Origin of the sequence: Streptomyces sp. NPDC049887 (assembly GCF_040656535.1) — a bacterium.
Classification (GTDB): domain Bacteria; phylum Actinomycetota; class Actinomycetes; order Streptomycetales; family Streptomycetaceae; genus Streptomyces.
The window spans coordinates 44873-57637 of the sequence record NZ_JBFAMM010000025.1 but is presented as its reverse complement, the minus strand read 5'-3'; the positions used below and the strand labels follow the sequence as shown (position 1 = coordinate 57637).

Sequence of the window (12765 nt, the reverse complement as noted above, 5' to 3'; positions counted from 1 at the left end):
TTGCCGGTTCCGGTGCCTTGGATAGGGTGATTCCTGAGAAAATGCACCCAAATGGCTGCACCGGTGCCGGGCGAGCAGCGCTCATCCGGGAATCGCCGGGGAGTTCCCGGTCCGCGCTGCGCCCCCGCTCCCCGGGGTGAGGCGGTCGCGTGGACATTCACGAGCCGACGAGCACGCTGCCCGACCAGCCCCTGACAGTGGTCGGGTACGCGGGTGTGCTGCGCGAACTGCTGCCGGTCGCACTGTGCCGGACCGACGCGGGCGGACGCATAGTCGAGTGGTCGCTGGCCGCCCAGGACGTCCTCGGGCACGCCCCGGAGGACCTGCTCGGCCGCGACATCAACCAGGTACTCGTCCCGGAGGGCAACCAGGAGCTGGCCGAGCAGCTCACCCAGCGTGTTCTGGCCGGCGAGACGGTCGTCGGCACCCTCCCCGTGCGCCACCGCGACGGCCACTTCGTGGCGATGGAGATGTGGATCTGCCCTGCGGCCGACCCGCAGGGCGAGACGGGCGTCATGGCGATCGCCGTCGAGACCTCCGCCGTCCTGCGCATGCGGGACTCGCTGGCGGCCATGGAGGGCCTGTTCACCCAGTCACCCATCGGGCTCGCGATGCTCGGCCCCGACCTGCGCTATCTGCGCGTCAACGAGGCGCTGGCCCGGATGAACGGCGTGCCCGCGGAAGGCCACCTCGGCAAGCGGCCCACCGAGGTCGTGCCCGGGGTCAACGTCGAGGTCCTCGAGTCGCTGATGCGGGAGGTCCTGCAGCGGGGCGTGGCGATGGTCGACGTACGGGGCACCGCCCGAACCCCCGCCGAGCCCGGACGCGACCGCATGTGGTCCTGCTCCTTCGCGCCTCTCCTCGACGTCACTGGGCGCCGGCGGGGGCTGATCGCCTCGCTTCTCGACATCAGCGACCAGGAGGAGGCCAGGTCCCAGGCCCGCCGGGCCGAGGGGCGATTCGCGCTGCTGGCGGATGCCGGCGCACGCATCGGCACCACCCTGGACCTGCGCCGGACCGCCGAGGAGGTGGTGCAGATGCTGGTGCCGGAGATCGCCGACTCGGCCGACGTCCAGCTGCTGGAGGAGGTCCTCGGCCCCGACGAGGCCACGGAGTCCAGCAAGGGCGTGGTGCGCCGGATGGCGGCCGTGTTCCCCGAGGCCGACGCCCCCACCGCGCCGCTCGTCGCGGGCACCACCTACCAGGTCCCGCTCGGCTCGGTGTACGAACGGGTCATCGCCGACGGCCGGCCGATGGACCTCTTCCGCAGTGATCTGCCGACGCTGTTCCCCGGCCCGGGGGACGAGCGGCTGCGCGAGTACTTCGGCGCCCGCATCCGCTGCGCGCGCCTGGTGCCGCTGGTCGCCCGCGGAAGAGCCCTCGGTGCCGTGGTGCTCACCCGCACCCGGGACCGCGAGCCGTTCGACGAACTGGACAAGGTGCTGATCGACGAGCTGGTCGCCCGGGCGGCGCTCAACATCGACAACGCCCGCATGTACACCGGCCAGCGGGATGCAGCCCTCACCCTCCAGCGCAGCCTGTCGATCGCCGCGCTGCCGGAGGTGACCGGTCTGGAGCTCAACGGTCGCTATCTGCCCGCGAGCGACCACGAGGTCGGCGGCGACTGGTTCGACGTGATCGCCCTGCCAGACGGCCGGACCGGACTCGTCATCGGCGACGTGATGGGGCACGGCATCCACGCGGCGGCGGTCATGGGACAGCTGCGCACCGTGGTACGGACGCTGGCGCGGCACCACGTCCCCCCGGCCCGGATGCTCCACTCCCTCGACGCCGCCGTGGCCGATCTCGGGGAGAACGAGATGGCCACCTGCGTGTACGCCGTCTACGACCCGGTGTCCGGGGACTGCCTGATCGCCCGCGCGGGCCATCCGCCCCCGGCCGTGGTCGCCCCGGACGGCGCGGTGTCCTTCCTCGACGGCTCTCCCGGTACGCCGCTGGGCACCGGCTGCGCGGAGTTCCGCACCGAAAGGGTGCCGCTGGCGCCGGGCGCCCTGCTGGTGCTCTACACGGACGGGCTGATCGAGACCCGCGGCAGGGACCTGGACGAGGGAATGCGGGAACTCGCCACGGCACTGCGGTACCTCGACCTGCCCCTGGAGGACACCTGCGACCGCGTTCTCTCCCGGCTGCTGCCGTCGGCGGCACGCGACGACGTGGCGGTGCTGCTGGCCAGACGCTCACGCCGGCGGGCGGCGCGGTGACACCGTCGTCGTTCCCGGACATGTGGCCCCCCGCAGGCCCCGGAGGACCGGGAGACCGGTCGGTGCGGCGGGCGGGCGACCGCCGTGCGGGCGCCACCGGGACCGACCGCGACGACTACCCCTTCGCCGTCGCGGGCACGGCGGCGGCCCTGCTGGACGGCGACGGCACCGTCGTGGCCCTGACGCCGGCCGCCGAGGTGCTGCTGGGCCGTCGTTCCTCGGACGTCTGCGGGAGGCCCGTACGGGAGCTGCTGGCGGACGCGGGCGGCTGGGAGACCCTGCTCGCGCAGCGGATGGGCGTGTCGCGGCGGGACGTGGGACCGGACCCGGACGGTTCGACGGCCACCGGCCGGGGAGAGCAGGGCCACCCCGATCCGCCGGGGTGCTGGGAGGGCCGCGTGACGCTCCGGCACGGCTCCGGGCACGACCTGGACGTCGGCTTCGGTGTACTTCCCCTCGACGAGGGCCGCGGCGACGGCACGGCCCGCTTCCTGGTCGTCGGTGCGCCCGCCGACGCGCTCGTGCGGTGGCGTCAGGACCGTGCCCTCACCCGGGAGCTGTTCCTCCAGGGCCGGGTGGGGCTCGCACTCTTCGACGCCGGACTGCGGCTGCTGCGGACCAACTCCCACCTGTTGCCCTACACCGGGGTGCCCGTCGACCTCGGCGGCCGGCGCCTCGGGGACTTCCTCCGCGCGGAGGACGCCGACACCATCGACGCACAGCTGAGCGAGGTCCTGCGTACCGGAGCCCCGCTGATCGGCTTCAGCACCGCCGTGCGCACCCTGGCCGACCCCCTGGGCGGCCGGGAGCTGTCCTTCTCGGCGTTCCGGCTGCTGGAGTCCGACGGCCGTGCGATGGGCGTGGCGACGGTCTTCACCGATGTCACCGACAACCAGCGGGCCCGCGGCCGACTGGAGCTCCTGTACCGCGCCACGGAGGCGCTGAGCGGATCGCTCTCGGTCATGCGCACCGTCGAGGACCTGGCGGAGGTCCTGGCACCCGCGCTCGGGGACGCCGCCGCCGTTGACCTCGCGGAGACCGTGCTGACGGGCGGCGAACCGCCCGCGGACGGCCGGCACACGCTGGTGCTGCTGCGGATGGCCGTCGCCGGAGCGGAGGCCGGCGTACCGCGCACCGGCACGGCCCATGTGGAACCCGTCGAGGTCCCCGAGGAGCGCGATCCCGGCGATCTCGCGGGCAACGGTCACGGTGTGCTGGTCACCGGACTCGGCCGGGACACGGCGACCACCGGCGGGGCGCCGGAGTGGACGGCCGCCGTGCCGGGCGCCCACTCGGCGATGGCCGCCCCGCTGAGCGCCCGGGGCATCGTGTTCGGCAGGCTCCTGGTCTGGCGCACCGGGCACCGCCGGTCCCTGGACCTGGACGACCTGGCGCTGCTGGAGGAGATCGCCGCACGGGCCGCGCTCGCGGTGGACAACGCCCGCCGCTACACGAAGGAGCGCCGAACCGCCGTGGGCCTCCAGCGCAGCCTGCTGCCGCCCGCGACCTGCGAGCGGCCCGCGCTGGAGGCGGCCGGCGCCTATCTGCCGGCCGATGCCGACAGCGGCGTGGGCGGTGACTGGTTCGACGTCATCCCGCTGTCCTCGGCCCGGGTCGCCCTGGTCGTCGGTGACGTGGCCGGTCACGGACTGCACGCCACGGCCATGATGGGGCGGCTGCGCAGCGCCGTGCGGGCGCTGGCCGATCTCGACCTGGAGCCCGAGGAACTGCTCGCGCACCTGGACGACCTGGTCCTCCAGGTAGCCGCAGAGGCCGAGAGCGAGGAACCCGGCAACGCGGACACCGGCATCCCCCTTCCCGGTGGTCCGGCCGGCGCCACCTGCCTGTACACCGTCTACGACCCGGTGGCCCGGAGCTGCGTCATGGCGAGCGCCGGGCATCCGCCGCCCGCGGTCGTCGCGCCGGACGGCACGGTGGACTGGGTCGACCTGAGCCCCGGCCCGCCGCTCGGGGTCGGCGGCTGGCCCTTCGAGGCCGTCGAGCGCGATCTGGCGCCGGGCAGCGTCCTGGCCCTCTACACCGACGGCCTGATCGAACGCGGGGAGGGAGACGTCGACGAGGGCATGCGGGACCTGGCGGACCGGCTGCGGCGTGCTGAGGTGGCGCAACGGCCACTGCGCCACGCCCGCCACGACATCGTGGCGGACCTCCCGCCGGGCCGGCTGAGGGACGATGTCACGCTGCTGCTGGCCCGTACCCGCGAGGTGCCCGCCGATTCCACCGCCACCTGGCTGCTCGACGCCGACCCCGCCGTCGTCGCGGACGCGCGCCATCTGGTCCTGGAGCAGCTGACCCGCTGGGACCTCGACGAACTGGGCTTCACCACCGAGCTGGTCGCCAGTGAGCTCGTCACCAACGCGATCCGCTACGCCGGCGGTCCCGTACGCCTTCGGCTGATCCGGACCGACGCGCTGACCTGCGAGGTGTCCGACCCGAGCAACACCCAGCCCAGGATGCGCAGGGCCCGGACGTCCGAGGAGGGTGGCCGCGGTCTCTACCTCGTCGCCCAGCTCTCGCGCCGCTGGGGCAGCCGCTACACCCGGGAGGGGAAGACCGTCTGGTCCGAGCAGTCCCTGCCCCTCGTGCCGGGCGGCCACTCACCGTGAGACCGCGGGCCCGCTGTGCTCCGCCGGTTGTGGGGCAGGCCACTGTCGAGAGGGGAGCCGCACCGAGATATCTTGATGTCGAGCAATGTTGCAGACGTGGAGAGCGGAGCACCCGGTGAGTGACTCGACCATCATCTACACACACACTGACGAGGCCCCGGCCCTGGCGACGTACTCGTTCCTGCCGGTGGTCCAGGCGTACGCCTCGACGGCCGGAGTCGCCGTGGAGACCCGGGACATCTCGCTGGCGGGGCGGATCATCTCCCAGTTCCCGGAGTACCTGGAGGAGGGCCAGCGCATCGACGACGCCCTCGCCGAGCTCGGCGAACTGGCCAAGACCCCCGGCGCCAACATCATCAAGCTGCCGAACATCTCGGCTTCCATCCCGCAGCTGAAGGCCGCGATCGCCGAGCTGCAGGAGCAGGGCTACGCGCTGCCGGCCTACCCGGACGACCCGAAGACCGACGAGGAGCGCGACGTCCGCGCCCGCTACGACAAGGTCAAGGGCAGCGCCGTCAATCCGGTGCTGCGCGAGGGCAACTCCGACCGCCGCGCGCCCGCCTCGGTCAAGCACTACGCCAAGGCCCACCCGCACCGCATGGGTGCCTGGACCTCCGAGTCGAAGACCAACGTCGCGCACATGACCGCCGACGACTTCCGCTCCACCGAGAAGTCCGCCGTCGTCGCCGAGGACGGCACGCTCCGCATCGAGCTCGTGGGCGACGACGGCAGCACCACCGTGCTGCGCGAGTCGGTCCCGGTGCTCGCCGGCGAGGTCGTCGACGCGTCCGTGATGCGCGTGGCCGTCCTGCGCGAGTTCCTCGGCGAGCAGGTCGCCCGCGCCAAGGCCGAGGACGTGCTCTTCTCCGTGCACCTCAAGGCCACGATGATGAAGGTCTCCGACCCGATCGTCTTCGGCCACGTAGTCCGGGCCTTCTTCCCGAAGACCTTCGCCGAGCACGGTGAGGCCCTCGCCGCGGCCGGCCTGACCCCTAACGACGGTCTCGGCGGCATCCTCAAGGGCCTGGAGTCGCTCCCCCAGGGCGCCGCGATCAAGGAGTCCTTCGAGGCCGAACTCGCCGAGGGGCCCGCTCTGGCGATGGTCGACTCCGACCGCGGCATCACCAACCTGCACGTGCCGAGCGACGTCATCGTCGATGCCTCGATGCCGGCGATGATCCGCACCTCCGGCCACATGTGGGGCCCGGACGGCCAGGAGGCCGACACCCTCGCCGTCATCCCGGACAGCAGCTACGCGGGCATCTACCAGGTCGTCATCGACGACTGCCGCGCCAACGGCGCCTTCGACCCGGCGACCATGGGCTCTGTCCCGAACGTCGGTCTGATGGCCCAGAAGGCCGAGGAGTACGGCAGCCACGACAAGACCTTCGAGGTCGCGACCACCGGCACGGTCCGCGTCGTCGACGCCGACGGCAACGCCGTGCTCGAGCAGACGGTCAGCGCCGGCGACATCTTCCGCATGTGCCAGACCAAGGACGCGCCGATCAGGGACTGGGTCAAGCTCGCGGTCACCCGCGCCCGCGCCACCGGCGACCCGGCCGTGTTCTGGCTCGACGAGGGCCGCGCGCACGACGCCCGGCTGATCGAGAAGGTCCGCCGTTACCTGGCGGAGCACGACACCGAGGGCCTGCAGATCGAGATCATGGCCCCGGTCGACGCGATCCGCTTCTCCCTGGAGCGCATCCGCCGCGGCGAGAACACCATCTCGGTCACCGGCAACGTGCTGCGCGACTACCTGACCGACCTGTTCCCGATCCTGGAGCTGGGCACCAGCGCCAAGATGCTGTCGGTGGTCCCGCTGATGAACGGCGGCGGACTGTTCGAGACCGGCGCCGGCGGCTCCGCGCCGAAGCACGTCCAGCAGCTCGTCAAGGAGAACTACCTCCGCTGGGACAGCCTGGGCGAGTTCCTGGCGCTCGCGGTCAGCTTCGAGCACCTCGCCACCACGACGGGCAACGCCCGCGCCCGGATCCTGGCCGACACGCTCGACCGCGCGACCGGCACCTTCCTCAACGAGAACAAGTCGCCTAGCCGCCGCCTCGGTGGCATCGACAACCGCGGCAGCCACTTCTACCTGGCACTGTACTGGGCCCAGGAGCTGGCGAAGCAGACCGACGACGCCCGGCTCGCCGAGGCGTTCGCCGGGCTGGCCAAGACGCTGACCGAGCAGGAGGGCACCATCGTCGACGAGCTGATCGCCGTGCAGGGATCGCCCGCCGACATCGGCGGCTACTACCAGCCGGACGCCGCCAAGGCCTCCGCGGTCATGCGTCCGTCGCAGACCCTCAACCAGGCGCTCGCGACCCTCGGCTGAACCCGGGCGGAAAGGGGCGTCCTCCCCCGCGGGGACGCCCTCGCCCCGGCGGCCCTCCGCCCCGTCCGGTGCACGACCGCCGGACGGGGCGGCGGCGTCGGCGGCCCCGGGAGCCGCAGCGAGGCTCCCCGGGCCCACGCCAAAGGGAGCCTCGCTGCGGCCTTCCTGCCGGGCGCCGCCGTGGTCCGTCCGGCCGGCGTTCCGCCCGGGGCGCCTCCAGGACCGCCGCTCCCCGCCGCGGCCCGCTCAGCGATTCCCCGCGTCCGCGTCGGCCTTGACCATGTCGGCGCACTTCTCGCCGATCATCATCGTGGTGATGCACGGATTGACCGTGGTGAGCAGCGGCATCACCGAGGCGTCGGCCACCCGCAGGCCACGTACGCCCTTGACCCGCAGGCGTGCGTCGAGCGGCGACTCCGGATCGTCGTCGCCGCCCATCCGCACCGTGCCCGCAGGGTGGTAGACGGTGTTGTGGGTCGCCCGCACATAGGCGAACAACTCGTCGTCGCTCGTGGTGCCGGGCCCGGGGGCGAGCTCCGCACCGGCCCAGTCCGTCATCGGCGCGCGGGAGACGATGTCGCGTGCCAGCCGCAGCCCGTACGTCATCACACGGATGTCGTGCTCGTCGGTGAAGTACCGCGGGTCGACCAGCGGCTTGTCGCGGAAGTCCCGGCTGCGCAGCCGGACGGTCCCCCGCGAGCGGGCCCGGGTCACGTTCGGCGTCAGCGAGAAGGCGTTGTCGGACGTGGGATAGCCCTGCCGGTAGGTGTTCAGGTCGAAGGGCACGGAACCGTAGTGGAACATCAGGTCCGGGCGGTCCAGTCCGGGCACGGTGTCCGCGAAGATGCCGATCTCCCACCACTGCGTGGAGGTGGTGACCATGGGCTGCCTCGCCTCCCACATGATCACTCCCTCCGGGTGGTCCTGCAGATGGGAGCCGACGCCGGGGGCGTCCACCCGGACGTCGACCCCGACGTCCCGCAGATGCCCTCCCGGGCCGATGCCCGACAGCATCAGCAGCTTGGGGGAGTCGATCGCCCCGCAGGCCACGACCACCTCACCACGGGCGGTCACCGCGGAGGTGTGGACGGTGTCCGGCTCCAGGTACTCGACACCCGTGCACCGGCCGTCGGCCGAGAACAGCAGACGCCGCGCCCGTACCCCGGTCCGCACCTCCAGATTCGGCCGGTTGCCGAGCAGCGGGTGCAGATACGACACCGAGGCGGACGAACGGGTCCCGTCCGGGCGGGCGTTGATCTGGAACCAGTTGGCGCCCCGTACCACCGTCGTGCCGGCGTTGAACGGGGTGGTCGGGATGCCCGCCTCGGCGCAGGCCTCCAGCAGCGCCCGCCCGCAGGGGTCCCTCGGGGGCACCGTCCGCAGCCGCACCGGGCCGGAACGCCCGTGGTGCTCGCCGGGCGCGTCGTTGTTCTCCAGCCGCCGGTACAGCGGGAAGCAGTCCGCTGCGCTCCAGCCGGTGCAGCCCTCCGCCGCCCACTCGTCCAGATCCTCCGCGGGTGCCCAGAACGCGATGCAGGAGTTGTGCGACGAGCAGCCGCCGAGGACCCTCGCACGGGCATGGCGGAGGAAACTGTTGCCGTTCACCTGCGGTTCGACCGGGTAGTCCCAGTCGTATCCCGACTCGAGCAGGGCCATCCAGCGCTCCAGCACCAGGATGTTGTCGTCGCCCACGTCCGAGGGACCGGCTTCCAGCAGGCAGACGCTGACGTCCGGCTCCTCGCTGAGCCGGGCGGCGACGACGGCGCCGGCCGTGCCGCCGCCCACGACGACGTGGTCGAACTCCGGCGCGGACATGGGTGAAACCATGGCATCTCCAGGTCGTCGGGGGAGCCGTCGGGCCGTGTCCGGAGACGTCCGGGCGGGCCCGGAGGGCTCGTCAGGAGCCGCCGGACCAACGGTCGGCGCGGACTCGTGGGCGTGCTCGACGAGCACGACCGTCTTGTGGCGCCGGACGAACGGGTTCCGGCGTGCGGCCCGGTTCCGCGAGCGACGGGTCGTCGTGGCCTACGGGACCGGACGGGCCCCTCGCGCACGGGGCCCGTCCCGCCGGCGCCGTCATGCGAACCACCTCTGTGGGATCGGCGCGAGATTGCGCCAGATGTGCTTGGCCTCGAGATACTCCGCCAGACCGGCCAGGCCGAGTTCGCGGCCGAAGCCGGACTGCTTCATCCCGCCCCACTCCGCCTGGGGGACGTACGGATGGAAGTCGTTGATCCACACCGTGCCGGCCCGCATCCGCGAAGCCACCCGGTGGGCCCGCGCCGGATCCCCGGTCCAGACGGCCCCCGCGAGCCCGTAGACCGTGTCGTTGGCCAGCGCCACCGCCTCCTCCTCGTCGCGGAACCGCTCCACGGTCAGCACCGGGCCGAAGGACTCGTCGCGCACCACGGTCATGTCCGGGGTGCACTCGTCCAGCACTGTCGGGAGGTAGTAGAAGCCGTCGGCGAGTTCCGGGTCGTCCGGTCGGGAGCCGCCGCAGCGCAGGACCGCGCCCTCGGCGAGACCGGCCGCGACATACGCCTCGATCTTCTCCAGATGCCCGGCGGAGATCAGGGGGCCGGCGCGGGCGTTGTCGTCGAAGGGCCCGCCGAGCCTGATGGACTCCGCCTGTTTGACCACCTCCGCGACGAACGCGTCGTGCAGATCCTCCTGCACCAGCAGTCGGGCCCCGGCCGAGCAGACCTGGCCGGAGTGCAGGAAGACGGCAGTCGCCGCGTAGTCCACCGCCGCCTCGAACTCCGCGTCCGAGAACACCACGTTCGGATTCTTGCCGCCGAGTTCGAGCGCCACCTTCTTCACCGTCGGCGCGGCGGCCGCCATGATGCGACGGCCGGTGACCAGGCCGCCCGTGAACGACACCATGTCCACCCTGGGGTCCTCGGTGAGCGGGGCCCCGACGACACCGCCCGTGCCCAGCACCAGGTTGGCGGCGCCGTCGGGCAGCCCCGCCTCGGCGAGCAGCCGCATCAGCATCACCGCGGTGTGCGGGGTCAGTTCGCTCGGCTTGAGGACGAAGGTGTTGCCGGCACCGAGGGCCGGGGCGACCTTCCACGCGGTCTGGAGCAGCGGGTAGTTCCACGGAGTGATCAGCGAGCAGACCCCGACGGGCTCGTGGACGACCCGGCTGTCCACGTCCGGCTGTCCGGTGTCGACGACGCGGTCGTGACCGCCCGCCGCCACGAGGCGGCCGAACCAGCGGAAGCACCCCGCGATGTCGTCCATGTCGTACGCGCTCTCCACCAGCCGTTTGCCCGTGTCCAGCGACTCGGCGCGGGCGAATTCGGCCTTGTCGCGCTCCAGCAGGGCGGCGGTGCGCAGCAGCAGTTCGCCGCGTTCGGCGGCCGGGGTGCGGGGCCAGGGCCCGCTGTCGAAGGCGTCCCGGGCTGCGGCGAGGGCGGCGGACACGTCCTCCGGTCCCGCCTCGTCGACGACCGCCACCAGTGTGCCGTCGGCCGGACAGCGGATCTCCCGCTTCCGTCCGCCGGCCGCGGCGGTCCAGGTGCCGCCGATGAAGAGCTCGGGCATGTGGGGCCACCTCCGGGATCGGACGGGCGGGCGTACCGGAGCGCCTTCCGGGTCGTGCGGTTCTTCGTGCTGCTTCTGCTTCGAGGCTAGAGAGCCCTGGCCCGCTCTGCACCGCGAGCGGTGTCCGACGCCCGGGGGTCGGACACCCCTTGTGCGTCCGCGGACACCCAGGGTGCGCACCGGGTGGTCGTCCGTCCCCTCCCGGCCCCGGTGCTGCCGCCGTGGCCGCCGACCCTGATCGGCACCCTGAGATCCGGCGGCGCGGAGCAGGCGCCGCTGCTGATCCGTGAGGCCGGCCGGCTCATTCCCGGACGGCTCGGCGACCTCGACCCATGGGTGCCGCCGTGGCGCGTGGAGCCGGACCAGCGGACAGCCCGTTCGGCCCGGCCGCAGGGTGCCGGCCCCGGCGCCCCGCTGCTCGCCGCTCACCCCGCCACCTGCGGCGCGGTGGCGGAGCTGCTGGGTTGCGACGTCGTGTGGGAGACGACGGACCCGGGCCCGCGCGGCGCGGTACCCGTCCGTGCCCATCCCGCTGCGGCGATGGCGCTTCATGCTCTTCCGGCGCCCTGAGCCCGCGGGACATCGAGCCCGTCCGCCCCCGGCCGCAAGGGCGGTGCACCGGGCTCACCGCGGGCCCCCGTCGCGACCGTCGCGCGGGGCGGCGGGTCGTCGCGCGCGGGCGGGTACGGCGGAGGAGCCGGTGCCAGGCCCCGGGGCGTGGTGCGCCCGCACCTGATTCTGCGCTAGGTTAGGTGTGCCTAACCTAACTATTCGAGGGGTGCGGAATGACTGCTGATGACGTCTGCGCGGGCGAGGAGGCGAGCGCCGCCGAGCGGGTGCGCACTGTGCTGGCTGCCGCCGAATCGTTCACGGTGGTCACCGACGGGCACACCTGCGACCTGGTCGGCGGCGGTCTGCACAGCGTCGGCGGCGACGGCCGGCTGCTGCTGAGGGTGCCGGCCGACTGCCGACTGGCCGGTGAGGTCGCTCTCGCACCACGCGGCACGCTCGCCGTCGTGCTCAAGTTCACCGATGTCGCGCCGGTCGCGGTCCGCGACCGGGTGCGATCCCGCGTCACCGTCGCCGGCCGGCTGGCCCCGGCCGCGCCGGAATGCGAGGAGTCGGGCACCGCCACATTCCGGGTGGTCACTGCGCACGTCGCTCTGGAGACCCCCGCCGGGCCGGTCACCGTCGCCCTCGACGAACTGGCCCTGGCCCGGCCGGACGTGCTCGCCCTCCATGAGGCCGCCATGCTCACCCACCTCGTCGACGACCACGCCGACGTGGTGGCCCTGCTCACCCGGCTGGTGGACCCCCGGCTGCTCCAGGGCGTGGTCCGGGTGTGGCCGCTGGCGATGGACCGGCGGGGGATCACCCTCCGTCTCGAACATCCGTACAGCCACCGGGACGTCCTCCTGTCCTTCCCCGGGCCCGTGCACGACCCGGGGCACGCGGGCGACCGGATCCGGGAACTCCTGGCGGCGGCCCGCGCCTGCCGTCGCGGAAGCCGACTGCCGAGCCGGCCGTGACCGGCGGACACGCCGAGCCGGCCGTGACCGGCGGACACCCCGGGCGGTTCCCCGCCCGCCGCACCGCGCGACCCGCCGCGGAGTGCCCGGGTCCGGCCACCGAGGATTCCTTCCCGGAGCCCGGTGCCGACCTGGTCGGCGCGATCATCCGCGCCGCCCCTCGCGCGGCTGCGATCTGCACCCCGCCGGGACCTCCGCGTCCCTGAGGACTGTCCCGTGGCCCGGTGCGCGAAGTGCCGCCGGTCCGCGACGCCCGGCACGCGCACCCGCTGCGTCGTCGGGCCCGGTGCGCCCGGTACGACGCCGGCAGCCCGAGACGTCCCGCGCGGGGGACGCCGCGAGCCCGCCTTCGGCGCGCGGGCCCGGCCCCTGCGCCGGGGACTTCGCTGGGCGACCGCCGGGACCGGAGCCCGGGGTGGACGATCTCAGGGCGGCCCGCGGGCCCGGGCGTCTCGCGCGGCACGGCCGCCCGGGCCGCGTGGTGTCCGTGGGCCGCCCTCCCCCGT

General features: G+C 73.4%; 7 protein-coding genes. 5 read left to right on the top strand and 2 right to left on the bottom strand.

Annotated elements, in window-relative coordinates:
• The first annotated feature begins 149 nt into the window (after window positions 1–149).
• The 3 genes from AB0J10_RS26270 to AB0J10_RS26260 all read left to right on the top strand — a co-directional run bounded on the left by AB0J10_RS26270 (window position 150) and on the right by AB0J10_RS26260 (window position 7184).
• Window positions 150–2222, top strand: coding sequence for a SpoIIE family protein phosphatase (locus tag AB0J10_RS26270; protein WP_363064931.1), 2073 nt, complete (start codon window positions 150–152; stop codon window positions 2220–2222).
• Between the two features lie 62 nt (window positions 2223–2284).
• Window positions 2285–4849 (top strand): SpoIIE family protein phosphatase, encoded by a 2565-nt coding sequence (locus AB0J10_RS26265; protein WP_363064930.1) that lies wholly within the window; start codon window positions 2285–2287, stop codon window positions 4847–4849.
• A 115-nt stretch (window positions 4850–4964) separates the two neighbouring features.
• A complete protein-coding gene (locus AB0J10_RS26260) occupies window positions 4965–7184 on the top strand; it encodes an NADP-dependent isocitrate dehydrogenase (RefSeq protein ID WP_363064929.1) in 2220 nt (739 codons plus the stop codon).
• 246 nt (window positions 7185–7430) lie between these two features.
• On the opposite strand, the gene AB0J10_RS26255 is transcribed toward AB0J10_RS26260, so the two are convergent.
• Together AB0J10_RS26255 and AB0J10_RS26250 are read right to left on the bottom strand one after the other, a co-directional pair.
• On the bottom strand, window positions 7431–8999 hold the full coding sequence (locus tag AB0J10_RS26255; RefSeq protein WP_363064928.1) for a GMC family oxidoreductase N-terminal domain-containing protein: 1569 nt from the start codon (window positions 8997–8999) through the stop codon (window positions 7431–7433).
• A gap of 261 nt (window positions 9000–9260) precedes the next feature.
• Complete coding sequence (locus AB0J10_RS26250) at window positions 9261–10730, bottom strand: aldehyde dehydrogenase family protein (protein ID WP_363064927.1); 1470 nt, start codon at window positions 10728–10730, stop codon at window positions 9261–9263.
• Between the two features lie 183 nt (window positions 10731–10913).
• Between AB0J10_RS26250 and AB0J10_RS26245 the strand changes: the two genes are divergently transcribed.
• Window positions 10914–11300 (top strand): hypothetical protein, encoded by a 387-nt coding sequence (locus AB0J10_RS26245; RefSeq protein WP_363064926.1) that lies wholly within the window; start codon window positions 10914–10916, stop codon window positions 11298–11300.
• A gap of 215 nt (window positions 11301–11515) precedes the next feature.
• Complete coding sequence (locus AB0J10_RS26240) at window positions 11516–12259, top strand: DUF2470 domain-containing protein (protein WP_363064925.1); 744 nt, start codon at window positions 11516–11518, stop codon at window positions 12257–12259.
• The last annotated feature ends 506 nt before the right edge of the window (window positions 12260–12765 follow it).

What these genes read in the sequence shown, in the direction of transcription:
- AB0J10_RS26250 (WP_363064927.1), bottom strand. Translation starts at nt 10,730, where the DNA reads ATGCCCGAGCTCTTCATCGGCGGCACCTGGACCGCCGCGGCCGGCGGA.
- AB0J10_RS26255 (WP_363064928.1), bottom strand. Translation starts at nt 8,999, where the DNA reads ATGTCCGCGCCGGAGTTCGACCACGTCGTCGTGGGCGGCGGCACGGCC.
- AB0J10_RS26240 (WP_363064925.1), top strand. Translation starts at nt 11,516, where the DNA reads ATGACTGCTGATGACGTCTGCGCGGGCGAGGAGGCGAGCGCCGCCGAG.